27 protein-coding genes are annotated in these 23,509 nt (G+C 68.1%); 19 read left to right on the forward strand and 8 right to left on the reverse strand.

The window, feature by feature from the left end; all coding sequences use genetic code 11:
* Nucleotides 1-10 precede the first annotated feature (10 nt).
* From motD to RTK35_RS18395, 6 genes are all read left to right on the forward strand, one after another.
* A complete protein-coding gene (gene motD, locus RTK35_RS18370) occupies nucleotides 11-895 on the forward strand; it encodes a flagellar motor protein MotD (RefSeq protein WP_316908665.1) in 885 nt (294 codons plus the stop codon).
* Between the two features lie 40 nt (nucleotides 896-935).
* Nucleotides 936-1,724 carry a ParA family protein gene (locus RTK35_RS18375; RefSeq protein WP_172434124.1) on the forward strand — a complete coding sequence of 263 codons (789 nt, stop codon included), beginning with the start codon at nucleotides 936-938 and terminating at the stop codon, nucleotides 1,722-1,724.
* A 90-nt stretch (nucleotides 1,725-1,814) separates the two neighbouring features.
* Nucleotides 1,815-2,690 carry a CheW domain-containing protein gene (locus tag RTK35_RS18380; protein WP_316908666.1) on the forward strand — a complete coding sequence of 292 codons (876 nt, stop codon included), beginning with the start codon at nucleotides 1,815-1,817 and terminating at the stop codon, nucleotides 2,688-2,690.
* 101 nt (nucleotides 2,691-2,791) lie between these two features.
* The gene (locus RTK35_RS18385) at nucleotides 2,792-3,271 is read left to right on the forward strand and encodes a chemotaxis protein CheW (protein ID WP_044408061.1); all 480 of its coding nucleotides are present in this window, start codon (nucleotides 2,792-2,794) and stop codon (nucleotides 3,269-3,271) included.
* Between the two features lie 4 nt (nucleotides 3,272-3,275).
* Nucleotides 3,276-3,683, forward strand: coding sequence for a DUF2802 domain-containing protein (locus tag RTK35_RS18390; protein WP_082078272.1), 408 nt, complete (start codon nucleotides 3,276-3,278; stop codon nucleotides 3,681-3,683).
* A gap of 103 nt (nucleotides 3,684-3,786) precedes the next feature.
* Entirely contained in the window at nucleotides 3,787-4,215 is a 429-nt protein-coding gene (locus RTK35_RS18395; protein ID WP_142007992.1) for a rhodanese-like domain-containing protein, read from the forward strand.
* Here RTK35_RS18395 and RTK35_RS18400 read toward each other — a convergent pair.
* Nucleotides 4,205-4,537, reverse strand: coding sequence for an EscU/YscU/HrcU family type III secretion system export apparatus switch protein (locus RTK35_RS18400; protein WP_142007994.1), 333 nt, complete (start codon nucleotides 4,535-4,537; stop codon nucleotides 4,205-4,207). The genes RTK35_RS18395 and RTK35_RS18400 overlap by 11 nt on opposite strands.
* Nucleotides 4,534-6,081: a flagellar hook-length control protein FliK gene (locus RTK35_RS18405; protein ID WP_316908667.1), complete on the reverse strand. Its 1,548-nt coding sequence runs from the start codon at nucleotides 6,079-6,081 to the stop codon at nucleotides 4,534-4,536. The genes RTK35_RS18400 and RTK35_RS18405 overlap by 4 nt, the downstream gene beginning before the upstream one ends.
* 148 nt (nucleotides 6,082-6,229) lie before the next feature.
* Here RTK35_RS18405 and ccmA point away from each other — a divergent pair, with 148 nt between their 5' ends.
* From ccmA to RTK35_RS18460, 11 genes are all read left to right on the forward strand, one after another.
* Nucleotides 6,230-6,865, forward strand: a complete 636-nt coding sequence (ccmA, locus tag RTK35_RS18410) for a cytochrome c biogenesis heme-transporting ATPase CcmA (RefSeq protein ID WP_316908668.1) — start codon at nucleotides 6,230-6,232, stop codon at nucleotides 6,863-6,865.
* On the forward strand, nucleotides 6,862-7,533 hold the full coding sequence (gene ccmB / locus RTK35_RS18415; protein ID WP_044408044.1) for a heme exporter protein CcmB: 672 nt from the start codon (nucleotides 6,862-6,864) through the stop codon (nucleotides 7,531-7,533). Before ccmA ends, ccmB begins: the two co-directional genes overlap by 4 nt.
* A gap of 71 nt (nucleotides 7,534-7,604) precedes the next feature.
* On the forward strand, nucleotides 7,605-8,360 hold the full coding sequence (locus RTK35_RS18420) for a heme ABC transporter permease (RefSeq protein WP_074968104.1): 756 nt from the start codon (nucleotides 7,605-7,607) through the stop codon (nucleotides 8,358-8,360).
* A complete protein-coding gene (ccmD, locus tag RTK35_RS18425; protein ID WP_044408038.1) occupies nucleotides 8,357-8,533 on the forward strand; it encodes a heme exporter protein CcmD in 177 nt (58 codons plus the stop codon). Before RTK35_RS18420 ends, ccmD begins: the two co-directional genes overlap by 4 nt.
* Nucleotides 8,530-8,979, forward strand: coding sequence for a cytochrome c maturation protein CcmE (ccmE, locus tag RTK35_RS18430; RefSeq protein ID WP_044408035.1), 450 nt, complete (start codon nucleotides 8,530-8,532; stop codon nucleotides 8,977-8,979). Before ccmD ends, ccmE begins: the two co-directional genes overlap by 4 nt.
* 3 nt (nucleotides 8,980-8,982) lie before the next feature.
* Complete coding sequence (locus RTK35_RS18435) at nucleotides 8,983-10,956, forward strand: heme lyase CcmF/NrfE family subunit (protein ID WP_044408032.1); 1,974 nt, start codon at nucleotides 8,983-8,985, stop codon at nucleotides 10,954-10,956.
* Entirely contained in the window at nucleotides 10,953-11,489 is a 537-nt protein-coding gene (locus RTK35_RS18440; protein WP_044408029.1) for a DsbE family thiol:disulfide interchange protein, read from the forward strand. Before RTK35_RS18435 ends, RTK35_RS18440 begins: the two co-directional genes overlap by 4 nt.
* On the forward strand, nucleotides 11,486-11,971 hold the full coding sequence (locus tag RTK35_RS18445; protein WP_044408026.1) for a cytochrome c-type biogenesis protein: 486 nt from the start codon (nucleotides 11,486-11,488) through the stop codon (nucleotides 11,969-11,971). Before RTK35_RS18440 ends, RTK35_RS18445 begins: the two co-directional genes overlap by 4 nt.
* The gene (ccmI, locus tag RTK35_RS18450; protein ID WP_316908669.1) at nucleotides 11,971-13,179 is read left to right on the forward strand and encodes a c-type cytochrome biogenesis protein CcmI; all 1,209 of its coding nucleotides are present in this window, start codon (nucleotides 11,971-11,973) and stop codon (nucleotides 13,177-13,179) included. The genes RTK35_RS18445 and ccmI overlap by 1 nt, the downstream gene beginning before the upstream one ends.
* Nucleotides 13,180-13,364: 185 nt before the next feature.
* Nucleotides 13,365-13,586, forward strand: a complete 222-nt coding sequence (locus RTK35_RS18455; protein ID WP_316908670.1) for a hypothetical protein — start codon at nucleotides 13,365-13,367, stop codon at nucleotides 13,584-13,586.
* A 91-nt stretch (nucleotides 13,587-13,677) separates the two neighbouring features.
* Complete coding sequence (locus RTK35_RS18460; RefSeq protein ID WP_316908671.1) at nucleotides 13,678-14,241, forward strand: DUF4124 domain-containing protein; 564 nt, start codon at nucleotides 13,678-13,680, stop codon at nucleotides 14,239-14,241.
* Nucleotides 14,242-14,263: 22 nt separating this feature from the next.
* Here RTK35_RS18460 and RTK35_RS18465 read toward each other — a convergent pair whose 3' ends face one another.
* Nucleotides 14,264-15,067 carry a helix-turn-helix transcriptional regulator gene (locus tag RTK35_RS18465; RefSeq protein WP_316908672.1) on the reverse strand — a complete coding sequence of 268 codons (804 nt, stop codon included), beginning with the start codon at nucleotides 15,065-15,067 and terminating at the stop codon, nucleotides 14,264-14,266.
* Between the two features lie 198 nt (nucleotides 15,068-15,265).
* Between RTK35_RS18465 and RTK35_RS18470 the strand changes: the two genes are divergently transcribed.
* Nucleotides 15,266-16,630, forward strand: a complete 1,365-nt coding sequence (locus RTK35_RS18470) for an APC family permease (protein WP_044404260.1) — start codon at nucleotides 15,266-15,268, stop codon at nucleotides 16,628-16,630.
* A 16-nt stretch (nucleotides 16,631-16,646) separates the two neighbouring features.
* On the forward strand, nucleotides 16,647-17,741 hold the full coding sequence (locus RTK35_RS18475; RefSeq protein WP_074968093.1) for a P1 family peptidase: 1,095 nt from the start codon (nucleotides 16,647-16,649) through the stop codon (nucleotides 17,739-17,741).
* 37 nt (nucleotides 17,742-17,778) lie between these two features.
* Here the strand turns inward: RTK35_RS18475 and RTK35_RS18480 are convergent, their stop codons facing one another.
* From RTK35_RS18480 to RTK35_RS18500, 5 genes are all read right to left on the reverse strand, one after another.
* Nucleotides 17,779-18,777 carry a sulfate ABC transporter substrate-binding protein gene (locus tag RTK35_RS18480; RefSeq protein ID WP_316908673.1) on the reverse strand — a complete coding sequence of 333 codons (999 nt, stop codon included), beginning with the start codon at nucleotides 18,775-18,777 and terminating at the stop codon, nucleotides 17,779-17,781.
* A gap of 82 nt (nucleotides 18,778-18,859) precedes the next feature.
* Nucleotides 18,860-19,483, reverse strand: a complete 624-nt coding sequence (locus tag RTK35_RS18485) for a hypothetical protein (protein WP_316908674.1) — start codon at nucleotides 19,481-19,483, stop codon at nucleotides 18,860-18,862.
* 88 nt (nucleotides 19,484-19,571) lie between these two features.
* Nucleotides 19,572-20,498, reverse strand: a complete 927-nt coding sequence (locus tag RTK35_RS18490) for an urea transporter (protein WP_316908675.1) — start codon at nucleotides 20,496-20,498, stop codon at nucleotides 19,572-19,574.
* Nucleotides 20,499-20,617: 119 nt separating this feature from the next.
* Nucleotides 20,618-22,033, reverse strand: coding sequence for a pyruvate kinase (gene pyk, locus RTK35_RS18495; protein WP_044404267.1), 1,416 nt, complete (start codon nucleotides 22,031-22,033; stop codon nucleotides 20,618-20,620).
* A complete protein-coding gene (locus RTK35_RS18500) occupies nucleotides 22,023-23,303 on the reverse strand; it encodes a glycerate kinase (RefSeq protein WP_316908676.1) in 1,281 nt (426 codons plus the stop codon). Before RTK35_RS18500 ends, pyk begins: the two co-directional genes overlap by 11 nt.
* Nucleotides 23,304-23,509 lie beyond the last annotated feature (206 nt).

Raw genomic sequence — 23,509 nt, forward strand, 5'->3', positions numbered from 1 at the left:
GAGGCATGGCATGGCTCGCAGGCGTCAGCACGAAGAGCATGAGAATCACGAGCGCTGGCTCGTTTCATACGCCGATTTCATTACGCTGCTGTTCGCGTTCTTCGTGGTCATGTACTCCATCTCCTCGATCAACGAGGGCAAGTACAAGATCCTCTCGGACACCCTGACCGGCGTCTTCAACCAGCCGGATCGCTCGATCAAGCCGATCCCGATCGGTGAAGAGCGGCCTCGTACTACCGAGGCAGAGCAGACGTCTGCAGAGCAGGGCGGGCCTGGCGATGCCCAGGCCGATCCCTTGCAGAGCATCACCGAGAGCATGCAGGCAGCGTTCGGCGACCTGATCTCCAACGAGCAGATGACGGTTCGCGGCAACGAGCTCTGGGTGGAGATCGAGCTGAATTCCAGCCTGTTGTTCCCCAGTGGCGATGCCATCCCCACCAACGAGGCGTTCAACATTATCGAGAAGGTGGCGAAGATCCTCGCCCCCTACGAAAACCCCGTGCACGTCGAAGGCTTCACCGATAACCTGCCCATCAGTACCGCAGCCTATCCTTCCAACTGGGAGCTTTCCGCCTCCCGTGCATCCAGTATCGTGAGGATGCTTTCCATGGACGGGGTCAATCCGGCGCGCCTCGCGGCGGTCGGGTACGGCGAATTCCAGCCGGTGGCGGACAACTCGACGGCGGAAGGGCGCGCACGCAACCGCCGTGTGGTATTGGTGGTTTCGCGAAACCTCGACGTGCGGCGAGCGGTGAGTGGGGTAGGGGCGGGCAAAGCCAAGCCGGATGACGCGTTGCGACGTGCTGGCACGCAAACTGCACCAGCGCCTGCACCGGGGCCCTCCGCAGCGGGGGCCGTCAATTCCCCGTCGCCCGCGCCAGCGGGTGGACAATGATCCTCGGCAAGGCTGTGGTTTCGCCGGGAGGACGAAGAGCATGAGAGTTTGGGCGGTAGCCAATCAGAAGGGTGGTGTCGGCAAGACCACCACCTCCATCGCACTGGCAGGCCTGCTGGCCGACGCCGGCAAGCGCGTCGTGGTCGTGGATCTCGACCCCCACGGTTCCATGACCAGCTATTTCGGCCATGACCCCGATACCCTGGAGCACAGCTGCTTCGACTTGTTTCTCCACCAGGGCGGCGTACCGGAAGGACTGCCCCGGCAACTGTTGCTGCAGACCAGCCACGAGCGCATGTCGCTGCTGCCTTCCAGCACCGCCCTGGCCACCCTCGAGCGCCAGTCGCCCGGGCAGAACGGGCTCGGCCTGGTAATCGCCAAGAGCCTGGCGCAGCTGTGGCAGGACTTCGACCACGCCATCATTGACAGCCCGCCACTGCTCGGCGTGTTGATGGTCAATGCGCTGGCCGCCAGCCAGCAACTGGTGATCCCCGTGCAGACCGAATTCCTCGCAGTGAAGGGCCTGGAACGCATGGTCAGCACCCTCAACATGGTCAATCGCTCGCGCAAGCAGGCGCTGCCCTACACCATCGTGCCGACTCTTTTCGACCGTCGGACCCAGGCGTCCCTGAATACCCTGCGTGTGCTGCGCAACACCTATCCGGAGCACCTCTGGCCGGCCTACATCCCGGTGGACACCCGCCTGCGGGATGCCAGCCGTGCCGGCGTGACCCCGTCGCAGTACGACGGCAACAGCCGCGGTGTGATCGCCTATCGCGCGCTGCTCAAGCACCTGCTGAGCCAGCAGCTCGCCGCGCAGGTCGCCTGATATGAGCGTCTATGCTGAGCTACAGGTGCTCTCAAGTCCGGCATGCCCTGTGCCGATAGACTGTCGAGCCCAACGTCGCAGGTCCCACCCATGAGCCGTACCCTCGCCACCACCACACGACCGCAACTGGCGTTGCAGTCCTATCTGGACTCCCTGCTGCGGGAAGCAGCCATCGAACTCGCCGACAGCGTAAGCCTGGAGGAATTCGAGGCTGCCGTGCTCGAGGAGCAGGTGCGCGATGCCCGGCTGAACCAGGCACGCCCAGTACTGGCCGCCGCGCTGGAGGCGGCTCCCCGTGTGGTGCGTGCCGCCCCCGTAGCGGTCCAGCTGGAGGATCGCCCGGTGCGTCAGCTTGCGCCGGTCATCGCCGAGCCCGTGCTGGTGCCGACAATTCCGGAGCCAGAGCCAGAGCCGGAGCCTGCGCTGGTGGAACCGGTTGCCGAACTGCAGGTTGCCAGCGTCGAGCCCCGCGAGCCTTTGCCACCCAGCTTCGAGGGGCGCCCTCAATGGGCGGAAGAGCCATTCGAATGCCTGCTGTTCGACGTCGCCGGGCTGACCCTGGCCGTGCCTCTGGTCTGCCTGGGCTCCATCTACCCACTTGCCGGCCAGGAACTCACGCCATTGTTCGGCCAGCCGGACTGGTTCCTCGGTATCCTGCCGTGCCAGGCAGGCAACCTGAAGGTGCTGGACACGGCTCGCTGGGTGATGCCGGACCGTTACCGCGATGATTTCCGCGAGGGGCTGCAGTACGTTATTTCCGTCCAGGGCTACGAATGGGGTCTCGCCGTGCACCAGGTGAGCCGCTCCATCCGCCTGGACCCGAACGAGATCAAGTGGCGCAGCCAGCGCAGCCAGCGACCCTGGCTGGCCGGCACGGTGATCGAGCACATGTGTGCGCTACTGGACGTCGCCGCGCTGGCCGAATTGATTGCCAGTGGCGCCGTCAAGAACATGTCGCTTAACTGAACAATGAAGAGGCAGACTCCGCACGCCGGGGCGCCGGATTCGCAACAAGGCGGTCAACCCGCATTCGCCGCCCCGTGCGGTACAAGAAGAGGCTAGGGAACATGAAGAAATCGTCAGGGCAAGGTTCCGAAGATCCCATCCTGCAGTGGGTGACTTTCCGCCTGGACAATGAAACCTACGGCATCAACGTGATGCAGGTGCAGGAAGTCCTGCGCTACACCGAGATCGCGCCGGTGCCGGGAGCTCCCAGCTACGTCCTGGGCATCATCAACCTGCGGGGCAACGTGGTGACGGTGATCGATACCCGCCAGCGCTTCGGCCTGGATTCCGCGCCGGTCACCGACAACACCCGCATCGTCATCATCGAGGCGGACAAGCAGGTGGTGGGCATCCTCGTCGACAGCGTCGCCGAAGTGGTCTACCTGCGTCAGTCCGAGGTCGAGACCGCGCCCAACGTGGGCAACGAGGAGTCGGCCAAGTTCATCCAGGGCGTCTGCAACAAGAACGGCGAGCTGCTGATCCTGGTCGAGCTGGACAAGATGATGAGCGAAGAAGAGTGGTCGGAGCTGGAGAGCATCTGACGTGCTGATCGAGATCGCGCTGCTGGTCCTGGCGGTCGCCTGTGCGGCGCTCGCCTTCGCCTGCGTGCGATTGCGTCGGCAGCAGCTGGAGCTCGCCCAGGAACAGGCCAAGCGCGAAGCGGCTCGAGACCAGCGGCTGAAGGAACTGGCCCGCCGTCTCGATGCCTACCTCAGCGGCAGCATCCGCATGGGGGAGGAGTTGCACGAGCTGCGCCGGGTGGTCGCGCCGCTGCCCGACAAGGTCAGCCAGATCGAGCAGCGCGACCCCAGCAGCATCTCCTTCACCCAAGCTGCACGCCTGGCGGGCATGGGGGCGAGCGTCGACGACCTCACTCATTCCTGTGGGCTCAGCAAGGCCGAGGCGGAACTGGTCAGCAAGCTCCAGCTCGCGCGCAAGCAGGCCCAGAGCTGATGCGCGCTCGGTTCTAAGCACCGCCTGCCATCTAACCAATCACTCCAAGTCGGCACTTCTGCCCGGACTAGGCTCTATCCAGGCCCACCGAGCGGAGTTGCCCATGCGCCTGGCTCCCCTGTTGCTCTTGCTCCTCTTGCCGCTGGCCCAGGCGGAAGAGGCACCCTTGCATGTTGCGGGAGCGACGACTGTCAACGTGCTGCAGGCCAAGCGGCTGTTCGACTACGGCGCCCTGTTCATCGACGTCCGGCCGGACCGGGAGTGGAGCTGGGGCCACGTTCACGGAGCCGTGCACCTGGACCTGACCGATCGCTTCGCCGGCCTGGCCATGCCCCAGTGGCCGCGGCATGTGCCGCTGGTGATCTACTGCGACAGCGACGTCTGCCCGCGCGGGGCACTGGCGGCGCAACTGGCAGTGGGGTGGGGGTATCGCCAGGTCTTCTATTTCCGTGACGGCTACTTCGCCTGGCAATTGCTGGACTTCCCCCAAGGAAAGGGCATGGAGGGTGAAGTGCTGGCGCTCAGCCCCTAGGGCCCTCCAGCAGCGGCAGGCCGGGCGTCACGTCCCGGGTGGCGTCGGGGTCGAAGCCCGCCGGGCATTTGCCCTTCAGGTACCAGGCAAAGGCGATGATCTCGGCCAGCGTGCGGTACAGCGCCTCTGGGATGGCTTCGCCCAGTTCCATCCGCGCCAGCAGGCGGACCAGCTCAGCGTTCTCGTAGATCGGCACCTCGTACTCGCGGGCGATGGCGAGGATAGCCTCGGCCAGCTCGTCGTCACCCTTGGCGGTCAGGTTCGGTGCACTGACCCCGTCATAGGACAGGGCAATCGCCTGGCGGCGTTCGGTCTGTTTCATGCCGTCTCATCCACCCAGCGTTGCTGCAGGGTCGTGCGTGGGCCTTGGGGCGGCGTGCCTTGCTGGCAGGCCAGTTCACCCACTTCCAGCCCGGCGGCCACCAGCCGCTCACGCAGATTGCCCAGTTCGCTGTCGATGAAGCGCGCCGTGGCGGCTCGCTCCGCCCACAGCTGGCTGGAGATCGAACCGCGCAGCAGCTGTGCCTGGACCTGCAGTGGGCCCAAGGGAGCGATATCGAACGCCAGTTCGATACGCCAGAGGTTTTCCTTCTGCTCGTCCTTGCGCCGTTGCTGCTGGGCCTGACGCTCTTCCTGCTGGATCTTGATCTGCAGCGGGACGATTTCCTGCTGGTTGCGCATCGGTAGCTCCAGCTGCCAGGTGGTGACCAGGTTGCCCTCCGGGGTCATCTGCGACTGCGCCAGGCTGGAGAGCTGGTGGGTCTGCAGGCGCGAGACGGCTGCCGCCGCCAGCTTCAGCAGGGTTTCCAGGTCGCCTTCCTCCTGTGCGGCCTGGGCCAGGCGGGAGGGAAGGGGGAAGCTCAGTGCCTGCTGGCGCGAGCTGGCCTGGCCGAGGGAGCCCAGTGCGTTGCGGATGAAGGCCGGCAGGGCCTGGGCCATGGCGTTGCTGGCGCCAGCAGTGGGCAGCGCCGCCGGTGCGTTGGGCAGCTCAGGCAGCAACTGGGCGATCAGGCGCAGCAGGTTGCCCTTCAGGTCCTGCCCGGTGGCGGCGCCATGACCGGCCAGCAGGCGCGCCTCCAGCAGCGCACCGCTGTTCTCCATGGCCTTGGCCAGTTGCTTGGCGTCGCTCAGCTGGCCGGGGCCGGGCAGTGAGCCCAGCAGGCGCTCCACGGCGTTGCGCAGGTTCGGTGGCAGGTCCGGGTCGAGTTCGGCAAGGGCGCCGAACAGGCCCTCCAGGGAGCCCTGGCGCGACACCTGGCTGTTCAGCTGCTGGCTGAGGGCCAACTGGTCCAGGCGATTGCTCAGCGGGATGAAGCGCAGGGACTGGTCGCCCTGGACCTGGGCGCTGAGCAGGCTGCCGACCGGCAGCGGTTGCGGGCTGTCGACAGCCAGCTGGCGGCCTGCCAGCGGCGTGTTGATCAGGTTGATCAGGGTGCGATAGACGGTCGCCTTCGCCTCGGCGAGCTGTTCGCTGGCGACCACCTTGCCCTGGATCAGCGTGCCGACCGGCACCTGCTCCATGTCCAGGCTGTCCAGCGGCAGGGCACCGGTCGGTTGCAGGGCTACCATCAGGCGGCTGTCCGAAAGGGCCGTGACGTTCACCAGCGAGCCCTGGCTCAGGGGGCGCGTGCTGGTGGCTTCCAGCGTTGCCTGCTGGCCGCTGCCCAGGCTCAGGCGCAGCATCACCTGGAAGCTGTTCTGTGCGGTTTCCTTGACGCTGACCACCTCGGCTTCGGCGCTGTCGCCGGCCGCCAGCAGGCCACTGGATGGTTGCAGCAGCTTCAGCGCGGCATCTGCCACAGCCTGCGCCGCCCGGCTGGCGGTGGGCACGGAAGCGATGGGGCGCGAAGTGCTGATCTCGGTCATCAAAGGGTTACAACCTGTTGAAAAAGCCCCCTTCGGGGCTGGGGATGACATGTATAATGCCGCCCCGTCCGGGCTGGCGGTGGAGCGCGATTCCAGTATAGCGGCCGGCGACCCCATCACTTGAGTTCCCCGCAGGGTATCCGCTGACGTGACCAGTCCCTACCTCCAGACCCTCGACCTCGCCTGCGAGCGTGATTGGCGGATGCTTTTCGAAGGGCTGGACCTGGCGCTCGAACCCGGGGAAATGCTGCAGATCAGCGGACCCAACGGCAGTGGCAAGACCAGCCTGCTGCGCCTGCTCTGCGGCCTCATGCAACCCACCTCCGGCGAGATCCTGCTGAAAGGCGTCGCCCTCGGTCGGCAGCGTGCCGAACTGGCCCGCGAGCTGCTGTGGATCGGCCATGCCGCCGGCATCAAGGGCCTGCTCACCCCGGAAGAGAACCTGACCTGGCTCTGCGCCCTGCACCAGAGCGCCGAGCGCGAGGCGATCTGGGAGGCGCTGGCCGCCGTCGGGCTGCGTGGATTCGAGGACGTTCCCAGCCACACCCTCTCCGCCGGCCAGCAGCGCCGCGTCGCCCTGGCGCGGCTCTACCTCGATCCGCCGCCGCTGTGGATCCTCGACGAACCCTACACCGCACTCGACAAGCAGGGCGTCACCCAGCTCGAGGCGCACCTGGCCGGGCACTGCGAGCGTGGCGGCCTGGTGGTGTTCACCACCCACCACAGCCCCGCCCACCTGCCGGCGGGCTACCGTGAACTGGACCTGGGACGACGTGCGGCATGAGATCGGTCTTCACCCTGGTCATGGCCCGCGAAGCGCGCCTGCTGTTCCGTCGCCCTGCCGAGCTGGCCAACCCCCTGGTGTTCTTCGCCATCGTCATCGCCCTGTTCCCCCTGGCGGTCGGTCCCGAGAGCCAATTGTTGCAAACCCTTTCACCGGGGCTGGTCTGGGTAGCGGCCCTGTTGGCCGTCCTGCTCTCGCTGGACGGGCTTTTCCGCAGTGATTTCGAGGACGGCTCGCTGGAACAGTGGGTCGTTTCGCCGCACCCCCTGCCGCTTCTGGTCCTGGCCAAGGTGCTGGCACACTGGCTCTTCTCCGGACTGGCGCTGGTCCTGCTGGCGCCGCTGCTGGCGCTGATGCTGGGCCTGCCCGCCCGCTGCCTGCCGGTGCTGCTCGGCTCCCTGCTGCTGGGCACGCCGGTGTTGAGCCTGCTGGGTGCGGTGGGTGCCGCGCTGACCGTTGGTCTCAAGCGCGGCGGCCTGCTTCTCGCGCTGCTGATACTGCCGCTGTACATCCCCGTGCTGATTCTCGGCAGCGGGGCCCTGCAAGCGGCCCTGCAAGGATTGCCGGCTGTCGGCCACCTGTTGTGGCTGGGCTGCCTCACCGCCCTGGCGGTGACCCTGACTCCCTTTGCCATAGCCGCTGGCCTGACCATCAGCGTCGGCGAATAACGAACAAGAGTTGCCTTGATGAGAGAACTGCCGATGTCCGCACAGGCCTCCGTGCCCAGCAGGTGGGCCCGATGAACTGGACCTGGTTCCACAAGCTGGGTTCGCCGAAATGGTTCTACGAGATCAGTGGCCGCTGGCTCCCCTGGTTCGCCGTCGGCGCCGCCTTGCTGATCACCGTCGGTACCGTCTGGGGCCTGGCCTTCGCACCGCCGGACTACCAGCAGGGCAACAGCTTCCGGATCATCTACATCCACGTCCCGGCCGCCTTCCTGGCCCAGTCCTGCTACGTCATGCTCGCCGTCTGCGGTGTGGTCGGGCTGGTCTGGAAGATGAAGCTGGCCGACGTCGCCCTGCAGGCCGCCGCGCCGGTAGGCGCCTGGATGACCTTCATCGCCCTGGTGACCGGTGCCGTGTGGGGCAAGCCCACCTGGGGTGCCTGGTGGGTGTGGGATGCCCGACTGACGTCGATGCTCATCCTCCTGTTCCTGTACTTCGGTGTGATTGCACTGGGCCAGGCCATCAGCAATCGTGACAGCGCCGCCAAGGCCTGCGCGGTGCTGGCCATCGTCGGGGTCATCAACATCCCGATCATCAAGTACTCGGTGGAGTGGTGGAACACCCTGCACCAGCCGGCCACCTTCACCGTCACCGAGAAGCCGGCCATGCCCGCCGAGATGTGGGTGCCGCTGCTACTGATGGTGCTGGGCTTCTACTGCTTCTTCGGCGCCGTTGTGCTGATGCGCATGCGCCTCGAAGTCCTGCGTCGCGAGGCCCGCGCCGCCTGGGTGCGCAACGAGGTGAAGGCCCTGGTGGAGAAGGCATCGTGAGTTTTGCATCGTTCGGCGAGTTCCTCGCCATGGGCCACCACGGCCTGTACGTCTGGAGCGCCTACGGCATCAGCTTGCTGGTCCTGGCGCTCAATGTCGCGCTGCCGGTCGCAGCCCGGCGTCGCTACCTGAAAGAAGAGGCGCGCCGTCTGCGCCGGGAGGAAGGCAAGTGAATCCGATCCGCAAGAAGCGCCTGTTCATCATCCTGGCCATCCTCGCCGGGGTGGGGATCGCCGTGGCGCTGGCGTTGTCGGCGCTGCAGCAGAACATCAACCTGTTCTACACCCCCACCCAGATCGCCAACGGCGAAGCCCCCCAGGACACCCGCATCCGCGCCGGCGGCATGGTGGCCGAAGGTTCGGTCAAGCGGACCGGCGACTCCCTCGACGTCGAGTTCGTGGTCACCGACTTCGCCAAGAGCGTCACCATCCGCTACCACGGCATCCTCCCCGACCTGTTCCGCGAAGGGCAGGGCATCGTTGCCCTGGGCAAGCTGGACGGGCAGGGCGTGCTGGTGGCTGACGAGGTGCTGGCCAAGCACGACGAGAAGTACATGCCGCCGGAGGTCACCAAGGCCCTCAAGGAAAGCGGCAACCTGCCTGAGAAGAAAGAGGGCTGATCGATGATTCCCGAACTCGGCCACCTGGCCCTGATCCTCGCCCTGTGCATGGCTGCCGTGCAGGCCACCCTGCCGATGATCGGCGCCTGGCGCGGCGACCGGCAGTGGATGAGCCTGGCGCAACCGGCCGCCTGGGGGCAGTTCGCTTTCCTGGCGTTCTCCTTCGGCTGCCTCACCTGGGCCTTCATGAGCGACGATTTCTCGGTCGCCTACGTCGCCAGCAACTCCAACAGCGCGCTGCCCTGGTACTACAAGTTCAGTGCCGTATGGGGCGCCCACGAGGGCTCGCTGCTGCTCTGGGCACTGATCCTCGGTGGCTGGACCTTCGCCGTCTCGGTGTTCTCCCGGCAACTGCCCGAGGTGATGCTGGCCCGCGTCCTGGGCGTGATGGGCATGATCAGCATCGGCTTCCTGTCGTTCCTGATCATCACCTCCAACCCCTTCAAGCGCCTGCTGCCGAACATGCCGGCCGACGGCAACGACCTGAACCCGCTGCTGCAGGACTTCGGCCTGATCGTCCATCCGCCGATGCTCTACATGGGCTACGTCGGCTTCTCGGTGGCCTTTGCCTTCGCCATCGCCGCGCTGCTCGGCGGTCGCCTGGACGCCGCCTGGGCGCGCTGGTCGCGTCCGTGGACCATCATCGCCTGGGCCTTCCTCAGCGTCGGCATCGTGCTCGGCTCCTGGTGGGCCTACTACGAACTCGGCTGGGGTGGCTGGTGGTTCTGGGACCCGGTGGAGAACGCCTCCTTCATGCCCTGGCTGGTGGGCACCGCGCTGATCCACTCCCTGGCCGTCACCGAGAAGCGCGGTGTGTTCAAGAGCTGGACCGTGCTGCTGGCCATCGCCGCCTTCTCCCTCAGCCTGCTGGGCACCTTCCTGGTCCGTTCCGGCGTGCTGACTTCGGTGCACGCCTTTGCCGCCGACCCGGAGCGGGGCGTGTTCATCCTCGGCTTCCTGCTGGCCGTGGTGGGCAGCTCGCTGACCCTGTTCGCCATCCGCGCGCCGGTGGTCAAGAGCCAGGTGGGCTTCGCCCTCTGGTCCCGCGAGACGCTGCTGCTGGTCAACAACCTGGTGCTGGTGGTGACCGCCGCCATGATCCTGCTGGGCACCCTCTACCCGCTGGTGCTGGACGCGCTATCCGGCGCCAAGCTCTCCGTCGGCCCGCCGTACTTCAATGCCCTGTTCCTGCCGCTGATGGCCCTGCTGATGGTGGTGATCGCCGTGGGCGTGCTGGTGCGCTGGAAGGACACCCCGGTGAAGTGGCTGGTGGGCATGCTCGGCCCGGTGCTGGTCGGCAGCCTGGTGCTGGGCGTGCTCGCAGCGTTCGTCCTGGGGGATTTCCACTGGGCGGTGCTGGCGGTTGGCTGCCTGTCCGCCTGGGTGCTGCTGGCCGGCGTTCGCGACCTGCTCGACAAGACCCGCCACAAGGGCCTGCTCAAGGGCGCCCGTAGCCTGACCCGCAGCTACTGGGGCATGCAATTGGCCCACGCCGGGATCGCCGTGTGTGCCCTCGGTGTCGTGCTCTCCAGCCAGTACAGCGCCGAGCGTGACCTGCGCCTGTCCCCCGGCGAGTCGGTGGAGCTGGGCGGCTATCGCTTCGTGTTCGAGGGCGCAGCCCACCACGAAGGCCCCAACTTCACCTCCGACAAGGGCACCGTCCGTGTCCTCGACGGTGATCGGCAGATCGCTGTGCTGCACCCGGAGAAGCGCCTGTACACCGTGCAGCAGTCGATGATGACCGAGGCCGGCATCGACGCCGGCTTCACCCGCGACCTCTACGTCGCCCTCGGTGAGCCCCTGGGTGACGGCGCCTGGGCCGTGCGCGTGCACGTCAAGCCGTTCGTCCGCTGGATCTGGCTCGGGGGCCTGCTGATGGGCCTGGGCGGCGTCCTGGCGGCATTCGACCCGCGCTACCGGGTCAAGGTGAAGACCCGGGTGCGTGACGCCCTGGGCCTGGCTGGAGCTCAAGCATGAAGCGCCTGATCCTGTTGCTGCCGCTGGCGATCTTCCTCGGCGTGGCGGTGTTCCTCTACCGCGGGTTGTTCCTCGACCCCGCCGAGCTGCCCTCGGCGCTGATCGGCAAACCCTTCCCCGCGTTCAGCCTGCCGGCCGTGGACGGCGCGCGCACGCTGACCGAAGCCGACCTCAAGGGCAAGCCCGCGCTGGTCAACGTCTGGGGCACCTGGTGCATCTCCTGCCGGGTCGAGCACCCGGTGCTGAACAAGCTGTCGCAGATGGGCGTGACCATCTACGGCGTCAACTACAAGGACGACAACGCCGCCGCCCTCAAGTGGCTGAAGGAGTTCCACAACCCCTATCAGCTGGACATCCGCGACGAGCAGGGCAGCCTCGGCCTGGACCTGGGCGTCTACGGCGCCCCCGAGACCTTCCTGATCGACAAGGACGGCGTCATCCGCCACAAGTTCGTCGGCGTGATCGACGAGGTCGTCTGGCGTGAGCAACTGGCGCCGCTGTACCAGTCCCTGGTCGACGAGGCCGGCCAATGAAGCGCCTGCTCGCCACCCTGGCCCTCGGCCTTGCCCTCACCGGCGTCGCCCGCGCGGCCATCGACACCTACGAGTTCCGTGACGAAGCCGAGCGCGAGCGCTTCCGCGTGCTCACCGAAGAACTGCGCTGCCCCAAGTGCCAGAACCAGAACATCGCCGACTCCAACGCCCCCATCGCCACCGACCTGCGCCGCGAGATCTACCGCATGCTCGAAGCGGGCAAGAGCAATGACGAGATCGTCGACTTCCTGGTGGCCCGCTACGGCGACTTCGTGCGCTACAAGCCCCCGGTGAACGGCCGCACGCTGCTGCTCTGGTACGGCCCGGCGGGCCTGCTGGCCGGCGGCCTGCTGGTGCTCGGGGTGATCGTGCTGCGCCGTCGCCGCGTCGAGAACGCGCCGGGTGATGCACTGCTTTCCAGCGATGAGCGCGCCCGTCTGGATGCGCTGCTCAATCAAGAGACTCAGGACAAGAACCGCTGATGATCGATTTCTGGCTCGCCGCCGGCCTGCTGCTGCTGGTCGCCCTGGCATTCCTGCTGATTCCCGTGCTGCGCGGCCGCAAGGCCCAGGCCGAGGAAGACCGAACCGCCCTCAACGTCGCCCTGTACCAGGAGCGCCTGGCCGAACTGCAGGCCCAGCACGAGGCCGGCACCCTTACCGAGGCCCAGCTGGAGGCCGGTCGCGCCGAAGCGGCCCGCGAACTGCTGGCCGATACCGAGGGCGCCGCCGCCGACCGCAGCGCCCGCCTGGGGCGTGCGCTGCCGCTGCTCGCCGCACTGCTGGTGCCGGTCCTCGGCCTTGGCCTGTATGCCCACTGGGGGGCCAGCGACAAGGTCCAGCTGGCCCGCGAAATGCGCGAACAGCCGCGCACCATCGAGGAAATGACCGCGCGCCTGGAAAAGGCCGTGCAGGCCCAGCCGGATTCCGCCGAAGGCTGGTACTTCCTCGGCCGTACCTACATGGCTCAGGAGCGCCCGGTCGATGCCGCCAAGGCCTACGAGCGCGCGGTGCAGATCGCTGGTCGTCAGCCCGAGCTGCTCGGCCAGTGGGCCCAGGCGCTGTACTTCGCCAGCCAGAAGCGCTTCACCCCTGAAGTCCAGGCGCTGACCGAGGACGCCCTCAAGGCGGACCCCAATGAGGTCACCAGCCTCGGCCTGCTGGGCATCGCCGGTTTCGAGGAAGGCCGCTTCAAGGACGCCATTGGCTACTGGGAGCGCCTGATCGCCGTCCTGCCCCAAGACGACCCGTCCCGCGCCGCCCTGCAAGGCGGGATCGACCGGGCCCGCGAGCGGCTGGCCGAGAACGGCGAAACCCTGCCCGAGCGCGAGACGCTCACCAAGTCCATGCCGCAGCTGAAGGTCCGCGTCGACCTGGCCGCTGCACTGAAGGACAAGGTGCAGCCGGGTGACACGGTGTTCATCTTCGCCCGCGCCGCAGAAGGTCCGCCCATGCCGCTGGCCGTCAAGCGCCTGACGGTGAAGGACCTGCCGGCCGAGGTGGTACTCAGCGACGCCGACGCGATGATGCCGCAGCTGAAGATCTCCAACTTCCCGCAGGTGCAACTGGTCGCCCGTGTATCCCGCGAAGGCAATGCCAAGAGCGGTGAATGGATCGGACGCGGCCCGGCGTTGTCTAGTGCTACCGAGGATCCGCAGCAGTTGACCATCGACAGCCCGGATCAGCCCTGACAAACCCATCGGAGCCGGCAGCCATGCACGCGACCCTTCGACTGTCCCTGGCCTGCCTGCTCGTCACCCTGGCCGGCTGTACCCTCCGGCCTCCCGCCCCGGCAGGCCAGCCGCCTGCCCAGGGGCCCGCGGCAACACCGCCGCGCGTCACCCCGGCCCCTGCGCCAACCCCGCGGGTGACCCGCATGAAGACCCACCCCCGCTATGCCCCGCCGCCCGGCGCGGCCTGCTACTGGGACAACACCCTCGGGGTGTACGTGCTGGAAGGGCGGGGCGAGCTCTATTACCGCGAACGCACCTATTACCGCTGGGACGGTGGCTGGAGCTGGTCCAACGGCGCCGACGGCCCCTGGCAGCCCACCGACGTCTCCGGCGTACCCGCCGGGCTGGGTCGTCGCCATCCGTGACTTGCGTCACAAAGGGCGGCTCGCAGGGCCATGGACAGCATCCGGGCGCTTAGGTAAGTTGCTGGCGTTTTGATATCTCCGGAGCACATGGATGTTCGCTCGTGCCTGCCTGGCCACCTTGGCCATCGTCCTTTCCCTGCCTGCCAGCGCTCAGGTCTACCAATGGCGAGACGAGCAGGGCCGCGTGCATTTCACCGACACCCCGCCGCCGGAAAGCCGCAACGTCCATGAAGAGAAGCTGCAGGTGAACACCATGCAGGGCCTCGACGACACCGAGGTGAAGGCACGCCCGGCCTCCCTGCGTGGACTGGACCTGGACGATGAGGACGACCTCAACCCCGGCCAGCTCCAGCAGAAAGGCGTGGTGCAGTGCGCGGCCGCCATCTCGCGCATGCCTTCGCTGATCCGTGAGGCCCAGCAGCTCGGGCGCGAGCGTGTACGCCAGAAGCGCATCACCCAGGCCCAGCTGGACGAGGCCATGTACAAGTTCGACACCGCCTACAAGCTGCTCAAGCGCAACGAGCGGGCCTGTGTGTCCGACTACGTCAAGGGCGGTACGCCGCGCATGGCGGTCAACTGCATGGCCGACACCCGTGACGTGACCAGCTTCGGCCTGTGCATGCAGTTCGCCCAGTGGGCCGACGCCTTCGACTGAGGGGCGAGGCTCATGGCCTGTTTCATGGATTCTCCGGGTCGTGCCCCAGGGCCTGGATGAACAGTGAGAACAGCTCCGGCTGGGAGGAAATGTCCAGCTTGGCGTAGAGATGCCGGCGGTGGACCTTCACCGTGTCCGGCGAGATGGCCAGCCGCTCCGCCATCGCCTTGCTCGAATAGCCCCGCAGGATCAGCCGGGCGATCTCCAGCTCCCGCTCCGACAACACCCCCGCACCGAACTGGCTGAGGGCATCGCGTACCTGCGAGGCCACCTGGTCCTGGCTGGCCGGGCCGCGAGCCTGCAGGCGCTGGCGCCAGTGCTGCTGCATCAGCGCCAGCACCCAGGGCGCCACCAGGGCCGCAAGGCCGCATTCCGCTGCATCGAACCGCTTTCGCATGCCCAGTGACAGGGACAGGCTGCCCGCGCCGGGGAGCTGTGCGATGAACTGCACCTCGTCTTCCAGCACGTTGTCGTGGAAGTAGCTGAGGTAGTACTCGCTCTGGAGGAAGTGGTCCGGCGCCACTTCCTCCAGGCGGTAGAAGCCGCTGGGCAGCCCTTCCCGGCACGCCTGGTAGAAGGGGTCGAGCAGGTAGGGCCCGCTGAGGTAGGCCGGCATGGCGGTGGGCGTGCCTTCCGGCTCGGCGTCGTACTCCTCCAGGGGCTGCGGCGCGCCCTGGGCGGGGTAGTAGGCCGCCAGCGCGTTGTCGAACGGCAGCCACTGGTGCAGCAACAGGATCAGCTGCTTCCAGAACCGCTCGCCGCCGAGGTGCTCGACGGTGCGGCCCAGGCCGGCATGCAGGCCGACCTCCCTGAACAGGCTGTCCATGCGGTGCTCCAGATCGAAAAGGGGGAGGCCAGCTTGTCCGATCCGCTCCCCCGGCCTCAAGGGGGCGTACGCCAATAGGGTGATTGGCGCACGGCCGGGCCCCGCCCAGAATCGGCCCACCAACCGGCGCCACCAGAAGCGCCACTGCGTACTGCTTGATGTCTGCCTCAATCCCAATAACAACCAGAGGATCAGGATATGAGCGCTTCCACGCCTGCGGGCGGCCGTCTCAAACCCAGTCTCGGCACCGCCGATGTCGTCGCCATCACCGTCTCCGGGGTCACCCCCGCCAGTTCCATCTTCGTGATCGCCCCCTTCGCCATCCAGCAGGCCGGCAGCGGCGCCTTCATGGCCTTCGCCCTGGCCGGCGTGCTGGCCCTGATGTTCGCCTGCTGCTACGCCGAGCTGGGCCGTGCGCACCGCTCGGCCGGCGGGGAGTACGTCTACGCCAAGCGCATCTTCGGTGGGCTGGCCGGCTACGCCACCTTCCTCACGGTGCTGGCCATGCTGCTGTTCATCCCGCCGGTGCTGGCCACCGGTGCCGCCACCTACCTCAACCGCGCGCTGGGCACGGCGTTCGACAGCCAGACGGTGGCCCTGACCATCGTCGTCGCCAGCTACGCGCTGGGCATTCTCAACATCAAGGTCAACGCCTGGGTCACCGGCCTCTGCCTGTTGCTGGAGGTGGCCGCCCTGCTGGTGATCGTCGGCCTGGGCTTCGGCAACCCCAGTCAGCCGGCCAGCGTGCTGCTGCACCCGCAGATCCTCGATGGCGGCGTGCTCCAGGCGGCGCCCATGGCGCTGGTGCTGGGCGCGGTGGGCACGGCGCTGTTCTCCTACAACGGCTACGGCAGCGCGGTGCTGATGGCCGAGGACATGAAATGCGGCGGCCGGGGCGTGCACAAGGCGGTGCTGTGGTCCCTGGTGCTGGTGGTGGTGATCGAGCTGGTGCCGCTCACCGCGTTGATCATCGGCGCACCCTCGCTGGAGACCCTGATCGCCAGCCCCGACCCCATCGGCTACCTGCTCGCCAGCCTGGGCAACGAGACGCTGTCGCGCTGGGTCAGCGCCGGCATCTTCCTCTCGGTGTTCAACGCCATCGTCGCCATCGTCATCCAGATCGGCCGGGTCATCTTCAGCAGCGGTCGCGACGAGCTGTGGATGCCGACCCTGAACCGCACCTTCACCCGCATTCATCCGCGCTGGGATTCGCCCTGGCTGGCCACGCTGTTCCTGGCGGTGCCCTCGGCGCTGCTCAGCTTCAGCTCCAACCTGGCCGAACTGACTTCGTTCACCGTGCTGCTGATCGTCCTGGTCTACCTGGTGGTGGGGCTGTGCGGCCTGTTCAGCCGGGTGCTGCGGCGTGACCTGGAACACAGCTACCGCATGCCGTTCTGGCCGCTGCCGGCCCTGTTGGCTGCCGGTGGTGCCGCGGCGCTGCTGGTCAACCTGGGCCTGGCGGCCTCCAGCCGGGACCTGCTCATCATCCTCGGGCTGCTGGCCGTCTCGGTGATCTTCTACTGCACCTATGGCAAGTTCAGCCCGGCCTTCCAGAAGCTTTGAACCACAAGGAGTCGCCATGCGCGCGCGTCAATTGGGAATCCGCATCGGCCTGGGTACGCCCGGCCCGCTCAACGCCATTACCGATGTACCCGGGGTCCGGGTCGGCCACAGCACGCTGGAGGAGGTGCGCGACGGCAAGCCGGTGCGCACCGGGGTGACCCTGGTGCAGCCCCGCGAGGGCTCGGCCCGCCAGCAACCCTGCTTCGCCGGCTGCCATGTGCTCAATGGCAACGGTGACGCCACCGGCCTGGAGTGGATCCGCGAGGCGGGCCTGCTGACCACGCCGCTGGCCATCACCAACACCCACAGTGTCGGCGTGGTACGCGATGCCCTGGTGGCGGCCGAGCGCGAGCAGGCCGGGCAGGCGGTGTACTGGTGCATGCCGGTGGTGATGGAGACCTACGACGGTTTGCTCAACGACATCTGGGGCCAGCACGTCGGCCCCGAGCAGGTGCGCCAGGCCCTGGCCGAGGCGCGCAGCGGTGCCGTGGAGGAGGGCGCCGTGGGGGGTGGCACCGGGATGATCTGCCACGAATTCAAGGGCGGGATCGGCACCGCCTCCCGGCAACTGCCGGCAGAGCAGGGTGGCTGGGCGGTGGGGGCGCTGGTGCAGGCCAACCACGGCGTGCGCCGTGAGCTGCGGGTGGACGGCTACCCGGTGGGGCGCGTGCTGACCGAGATCGAGTCGCCCTTCGCCGAGCGCGACACCCCCGGCATGGGCTCGATCGTGGTGATCATCGCCACCGACGCGCCGCTGCTGCCGCACCAGTGCCAGCGCCTGGCCCAGCGCGCCTCCATCGGCATCGCCCGGACCGGCGGCGGCACCGAGGACTCTAGCGGCGACATCTTCCTGGCCTTCGCCACCGGCAACCGCAACCTGCCGCCGGCGGACTACGCGCGCAAGGACCTGCCGTTCAGCACGCCGCTGGCAATGGTCAACAACGACCACATCTCCCCGCTGTTCTCGGCGGCGGCAGAGGCGGTGGAGGAGGCCATCGTCAATGCATTGCTGGCCGGGCGGGCGATGGTCACGGCGGATGGGCGCCGGGTGCCGGCGCTGGAAGGGGATGTGTTGCTGGAGGCGCTGCGCGCCCAGGGCTGGCGCGGCTGAAACGACAGGGCCCGGCGCTGGCCGGGCCCTGTTGGGGTCACTGGGCGGTATAGACCTGGTCGAACACGCCGCCGTCCTGGAAGTGGGTCTTCTGCACGTCACGCCAGCTGCCGAAGGTCTTCTCCACGGAGAAGAAGTCCACCTTCGGGAAGCGGTCGGAGAACTTGGCGAGGATCTCCGGGTTGCGCGGGCGCAGGTAGTTGTTGGCGGCGATGGTCTGGCCCTCGTCGCTCCACAGGTACTTCAGGTAGGCCTCGGCGGTTTCGCGGGTGCCTTTCTTGTCCACCACCTTGTCGACCACAGCCACCGGCGGCTCGGCCTCGGCGGAAACGCTGGGGTAGACCACCTCGAAACCACCGCGGCCGAATTCACGGGCGATCATCTCGGCTTCGTTCTCGAAGGTCACCAGCACGTCGCCGATCTGGTTCTGCATGAAGGTGGTGGTGGCGGCACGGCCACCGGTGTCCAGCACCGGCACGTGCTTGAACAGCTGGCCGACGAAGGCCTTGGCCTTCTCTTCATTGCCCCCGTTCTTCAGCACGTAGCCCCAGGCGGAGAGGTAGGTGTAGCGGCCGTTGCCCGAGGTCTTGGGGTTGGGCACCACCACCTGCACGCCGTCCTTCACCAGGTCCGGCCAGTCCTTCAGGCCCTTGGGGTTGCCCTTGCGCACGATGAACACGGTGGCGGAGGTGAACGGTGCGCTGTTGTTCGGCAGGCGCTCGGCCCAGTTCTTCGGCACCAGGCCGCCGTTGTCGGCGAGGGCGTCGATGTCGGTGGCCTGGTTCATGGTGATGACGTCGGCCGGCAGGCCGTCGATCACGGCACGGGCCTGCTTGCTGGAGCCGCCATGGGACATCTGCAGGGTGACGTTCTCGCCCTTTTCCGCTTTCCAGTGCTTCTGGAAGGCGGCGTTGTAGTCCTTGTAGAAGTCGCGCATCACGTCATAGGAGACGTTGAGCAGCGGCGGTGCGCCATGGGCGGCACCGGCCAGGGCGAGACCTGCGGCGAGGAGCGAGGCGGAGAACAGTCGTTTCACTGTGCGTTCCTTCTTGGCGGAGTGAGGAGCGGGACTATAGCGGCTGGCTGCATATGCTTTAAAGAACTGAAAAGTAATTTGCTTATTCTGCACCGAGCGCAAGCAGGGCTCGCTGCAGGTTCTCCCGGGCCGGCTGCTCCCAGCGTTCGGCCAGCGGGGCGTTGTGGTAGAGCGCCGGGTGCGCCAGGAGCTGCTTCAGGAGCTTGCTGCGTCCGGCCCGGAACAGCGGCTCCGGCACCCAGTGGTACTCCTGGCGGATGGCGATTTCGTAGGCGTCGTACACCGGCGGCGGGGCCGCGAGGATGGACAGGTCGAGGTCGACCACCAGCCCGGCATCGGCACCTTGCGGCGGTGCCTGGTGGCAGGTGGCGAGAATGAGCGCGCGAACGACCTCGCCGTGGTGCCCGAGCCCGGCGGCCTCCAGCCAGGCCACTGCCTGCTCGGCGCTGGCGGCTTCGTTGTCCTGGCGGCGGGTGTCGTAGACCAGGTCGTGGGTCCAGAGCGCCAGTTCGACGAGGTGCGGGTGCTCGGCCAGGTGCTGCCAGGTGTCGAAGTGCGCCAGGCAGGCCGCGATGTGGGCATCGCTGTGGTAGGCGCGGTCCGGTGCGGAATAGGCCGCCAGCAGATGCTCGAAGCTATCGGTGGGGGCTGTGGCACCCAGCTGCTGCCAGAGGCGGTTCCAGCGGGTCGGGTCGAGTCGGCTCATGGTGGGCCCGGTTGCGGTGGCAGGGAGGCTCACGATGCCCGGCCGGCGGCCGTCGTGCAATGTTCTGGGCCTCTCTTGAAATGGTCTTTCAAAGGCGGCGGGCACGGCGCAGCGCATGGGCGTTGCCGGCAGTGCGCCGGGCGCTGTCCCGCAGCAGGCGCCCGCCGGCCAGCACCAGCCAGCAGGCGAGGATGAAGGGGGCGGTCATGGCCGGCAGCCCCAGGGCGGCGAAGCCGGGTTGCAGCAGCAGGCCCAGCCCCACCCCCAGCAGCACGCGGGGCAGGCTGCGCACACCCTGGCCGAGGGCGATGGCGATGAGCACGCCATTGAGGCCGAACAGCCCACCCATCACGGCCGTGTGCGGCAGCGCCAGGGCCATGCCCAGCAGCAGCGCCGAGCCGGCGCCCAGCAGGGCCCAGGCCGCCACGCGCCAGCTGGCGAGGGCCAAGGCGGCGAGGACGCAGGCACCCGCAGCGGGGCTGTCGAGGAAGATCACCTGGCCGAAGCTGCGCAACAGGGCGAGGCCACCGTCCGCCAGGGTCACCTGGGGCCAGGGCGTGTCGTCCGGCTGGGGCGGCGGCAGCAGGCCGGCCAGCCACAGGCTGATCCAGCCCAGCGCCACGAAGGGGCTGGTGTACACCGGCAGGCCGTCGTGGTGGCGCGAGGCACGCAACAGAGGGCGCATCACCAGGCTCGACAGCCCGGCTGCGGCGATGACGAACAGCGGCAGCAGCGCCTCGCCCTCCAGGCGCAACCCGAGCAGCAGGCCCAGCAGGCAGCCGTTGTAGCCGTAGAGGCCGGCGTCGAGGTCGTCAGGGGCTGCGCCCAGGCAACGGGCGATGAACCAGGCACTCCAGGTACCCAGCACGGCGTAGGGCAGCAGGCTGGGCGCCCCGAGGAAGATGGCGAGCAGCAGCACGGCGCCGCAGCCCGGATGACGTTGCAGGAATACCTGGCTCACCCCGTTGAGGGGGCCGATGAACCAGCCCCGGAGGGTTGGGTGTGGGCTTCGCATGGTGGCAGTCGAAAGAACGCGTGGGACGGCTCGTGGGCTCGTCAGGCGCGGCTCGCTGCATGGGCGGGCCGCGCCGGGGCTGGGAGGTGGCGGGCCGATACGTGCCGGCCCGCTTCACCTCAGGACAGTTGTTCGATACGCAGCAGGTTGGTGGAGCCGGGCGTGCCGAGGGGGACGCCGGCGGTGATCACCAGGGTGTCTCCCGTGCGGGCCATGTTCTGGCCACGGGCGATCTCCAGGGCGGTACCGGTGATCTCCTCGACGCGGTGCAGGCGGGCGTTGACCACCGAGTAGACGCCCCAGGCCAGGGTCAGGCGCCGCGCCGTGGCCAGGTTCGGCGTCAGGCTGAGGATCGGCGCCTTGGGCCGCTCGCGGGAGGCGCGCAGGCTGGAGGCGCCGGACTCGGTGTAGTTCACCAGCACGGCCACGGGGAGGATGCTGCTGATGCGGCGGATGGCGCAGCTGATGGCGTCGGAGGCCGTGGCTTCGGCCTGGGGGCGGGCCACGTCGAGCTGGCTCTGGAAGTCCGGGCCGTTCTCCACCTGGCGGATGATCTTGCTCATCATCTGCACCGTTTCCAGCGGGTAGTCCCCGGAGGCGGTCTCGGCCGACAGCATCACGGTGTCGGCGCCTTCGGCCACGGCGTGGGCTACGTCGGTGACTTCGGCGCGGGTCGGCGCCGGGGAGAAGCGCATGGACTCGAGCATCTGGGTCGCCACCACCACCGGCCGGCCGAGCTGGCGGCAGGTGCGGATGATGTCCTTCTGGATGCGCGGCACGTTCTCGGCCGGCACTTCGACCCCCAGGTCGCCACGGGCCACCATGATGGCGTCGCACAGGCGGGCGATGGCCTCCAGGTGCTGCACGGCGGAGGGTTTCTCGATCTTGGCCATCAGCGCAGCGCGGCCCTGGATCAGCTCGCGGGCTTCGACGATGTCCTCGGGGCGCTGGACGAACGACAGCGCTACCCAGTCCACGCCCAGCTCCAGGCCGAAGTCCAGGTCACGGCGGTCCTTGGCGGTCAGGGGGGAGAGCTGCAGCACCGCCTCGGGCACGTTCACGCCCTTGCGGTCGGACAGCTCGCCGCCAGCGATCACGCGGGTTTCCACCGCGTCGGCGTGCTTGGCGGTCACTTGCAGGCGCAGCCGGCCGTCGTCCAGCAGCAGGCTCATGCCCGGCTCCAGGGCCTGGATGATCTCCGGGTGGGGCAGGTTGACCCGCTGGCTGTCGCCGGGGCGGGCGTCGAGGTCGAGGCGGAAGGCCTGGTCGCGCTCCAGCTGGACCTTGCCTTCGGCGAAGCGGCCGACCCGCAGCTTGGGCCCTTGCAGGTCCATGAGGATGCCGATGGGGTGGCCCAGCTCGCGCTCCACCTCGCGCACCCACTGGTAGCGCTGGGCGTGGTCGGCGTGCTCGCCGTGGCTGAAGTTCAGGCGGAACAGGTTGACGCCGGCCTTCACCAGGTCGCGGATGTCGTCGATGCCTTTGATCGCCGGCCCGAGGGTGGCGAGGATCTTCACTTTCTTGTCAGGCGTCATGTGCAGGGCTCTCAAGAATCAGGATGGCGCGGAAGTCGTTGACGTTGGTACGGGTCGGGCCGGTCACGATCAGCCCGTCGAGGGCGGCGAAGTAGCCGTAGCCGTCGTTGTCGTCCAGGGCGTCGCGGGAGGACAGGCCGAGCGCCTGGGCGCGGGCGTGGCTCTCCGGGGTCATCAGGGCGCCGGCATTGTCCTCGGAACCGTCGATGCCGTCAGTATCGCCGGCCAGGGCGTAGATGCCCGGGTGGCCCTTGAGGTCGTGGGCCAGGCTGAGGAGGAACTCGGCGTTGCGCCCGCCACGGCCGTTGCCGCGTACGGTGACGGTGGTCTCGCCGCCGGAGAGGATCACGCACGGCGGCTTGATTGGCTGGCCGTGGCGGGCGATCTGCCGGGCGATGCCGGCGTGGACCTTGGCCACCTCGCGGGATTCGCCTTCCAGGTCGCCGAGGATCAGCGGGGTCAGGCCGGCGGCGCGGACCTTGTCGGCGGCGGCGTCGAGGGATTGCTGGGGCGTGGCAATGAGCTGGAAGTGGCTGCGGGACAGGCACGGGTCACCGGGCTTGACTGTCTCCGAGCGCGGGTCCTGCAGCCAGACGCGGACGTGGGCGGGTACCTCGATCTGGTAGCGGGCGAGGATGGCCAGGGCGTCGGCGGAGGTGGTCGGGTCGGCCACGGTGGGGCCGGAGGCGATCACCGTGGCCTCGTCGCCAGGCACGTCGGAGATGGCGTAGGTGTACACGGTGGCCGGCCAGCAGGCCTTGGCCAGGCGGCCGCCCTTGATGGCCGAGAGGTGCTTGCGCACGCAGTTCATCTCGGAGATGGAGGCGCCGGACCGGAGCAGGGCCTTGTTGACCTGCTGCTTGTCCTGGAGGGTGAGCCCTTCGGCCGGCAGGGCCAGCAGGGAGGAGCCGCCGCCGGAGAGCAGGAAGATCACCCGGTCCGCTTCGCTGAGGCCGCTGACCAGCTCCAGTACGCGCCGGGCCGTTTCCAGGCCGGCGGCGTCCGGCACCGGGTGGGCGGCTTCGACCACTTCGATGCGCCGGCAGTCGGCGCCGTGGCCGTAGCGGGTCACCACCAGGCCGGCGATCTCGCCCTGCCATTCGCGTTCGATCACTTCGGCCATGGCGGCGGCGGCCTTGCCGGCACCGATGACGATGACGCGGCCGGAACGGTCGGTGGGCAGGTGGTCGGCGAGGACCTGGCGGGGATGGGCGGCGGCGATGGCGGTGGCGAACAGGTCGCGCAGCAGGGCTTCGGGATTGAGCGGCATGAGGGGGCTCCAGGGCAGGGCTGTGGTTCGGGGGCTACCGTCGGCCTGGGGCGTCGGGCGGGCCGATCCCAGTCCCCAGCGGCCGGGGTGCGGGGCCGCTCGGGACTGGGATCGACCACCCTGGCCTCTGGCGCCGTGTCACCTCGGGCCAGGGCAGTCGATTGGGGTTCGCCGAGGATAAACCGATCCGTGGACCGGCTCATGCA

Origin of the sequence: Pseudomonas sp. zfem003 (assembly GCF_032621675.1) — a bacterium.
GTDB lineage: Bacteria > Pseudomonadota > Gammaproteobacteria > Pseudomonadales > Pseudomonadaceae > Metapseudomonas > Metapseudomonas otitidis.

Bases quoted from the DNA above. Each gene is read 5' to 3' on its own strand.
- RTK35_RS18485 (WP_316908674.1), bottom strand. From the start codon at position 19,483: ATGAGCCGACTCGACCCGACCCGCTGGAACCGCCTCTGGCAGCAGCTG.
- RTK35_RS18380 (WP_316908666.1), top strand. From the start codon at position 1,815: ATGAGCCGTACCCTCGCCACCACCACACGACCGCAACTGGCGTTGCAG.
- RTK35_RS18460 (WP_316908671.1), top strand. From the start codon at position 13,678: ATGTTCGCTCGTGCCTGCCTGGCCACCTTGGCCATCGTCCTTTCCCTG.
- RTK35_RS18375 (WP_172434124.1), top strand. From the start codon at position 936: ATGAGAGTTTGGGCGGTAGCCAATCAGAAGGGTGGTGTCGGCAAGACC.
- RTK35_RS18435 (WP_044408032.1), top strand. From the start codon at position 8,983: ATGATTCCCGAACTCGGCCACCTGGCCCTGATCCTCGCCCTGTGCATG.
- RTK35_RS18490 (WP_316908675.1), bottom strand. From the start codon at position 20,498: ATGCGAAGCCCACACCCAACCCTCCGGGGCTGGTTCATCGGCCCCCTC.
- RTK35_RS18465 (WP_316908672.1), bottom strand. From the start codon at position 15,067: ATGGACAGCCTGTTCAGGGAGGTCGGCCTGCATGCCGGCCTGGGCCGC.
- RTK35_RS18455 (WP_316908670.1), top strand. From the start codon at position 13,365: ATGAAGACCCACCCCCGCTATGCCCCGCCGCCCGGCGCGGCCTGCTAC.
- pyk (WP_044404267.1), bottom strand. From the start codon at position 22,033: ATGACGCCTGACAAGAAAGTGAAGATCCTCGCCACCCTCGGGCCGGCG.
- RTK35_RS18395 (WP_142007992.1), top strand. From the start codon at position 3,787: ATGCGCCTGGCTCCCCTGTTGCTCTTGCTCCTCTTGCCGCTGGCCCAG.
- RTK35_RS18420 (WP_074968104.1), top strand. From the start codon at position 7,605: ATGAACTGGACCTGGTTCCACAAGCTGGGTTCGCCGAAATGGTTCTAC.
- ccmB (WP_044408044.1), top strand. From the start codon at position 6,862: ATGAGATCGGTCTTCACCCTGGTCATGGCCCGCGAAGCGCGCCTGCTG.
- RTK35_RS18440 (WP_044408029.1), top strand. From the start codon at position 10,953: ATGAAGCGCCTGATCCTGTTGCTGCCGCTGGCGATCTTCCTCGGCGTG.
- motD (WP_316908665.1), top strand. From the start codon at position 11: ATGGCTCGCAGGCGTCAGCACGAAGAGCATGAGAATCACGAGCGCTGG.
- RTK35_RS18475 (WP_074968093.1), top strand. From the start codon at position 16,647: ATGCGCGCGCGTCAATTGGGAATCCGCATCGGCCTGGGTACGCCCGGC.
- RTK35_RS18445 (WP_044408026.1), top strand. From the start codon at position 11,486: ATGAAGCGCCTGCTCGCCACCCTGGCCCTCGGCCTTGCCCTCACCGGC.
- RTK35_RS18470 (WP_044404260.1), top strand. From the start codon at position 15,266: ATGAGCGCTTCCACGCCTGCGGGCGGCCGTCTCAAACCCAGTCTCGGC.
- RTK35_RS18385 (WP_044408061.1), top strand. From the start codon at position 2,792: ATGAAGAAATCGTCAGGGCAAGGTTCCGAAGATCCCATCCTGCAGTGG.
- RTK35_RS18500 (WP_316908676.1), bottom strand. From the start codon at position 23,303: ATGCCGCTCAATCCCGAAGCCCTGCTGCGCGACCTGTTCGCCACCGCC.
- RTK35_RS18400 (WP_142007994.1), bottom strand. From the start codon at position 4,537: ATGAAACAGACCGAACGCCGCCAGGCGATTGCCCTGTCCTATGACGGG.
- RTK35_RS18405 (WP_316908667.1), bottom strand. From the start codon at position 6,081: ATGACCGAGATCAGCACTTCGCGCCCCATCGCTTCCGTGCCCACCGCC.
- ccmI (WP_316908669.1), top strand. From the start codon at position 11,971: ATGATCGATTTCTGGCTCGCCGCCGGCCTGCTGCTGCTGGTCGCCCTG.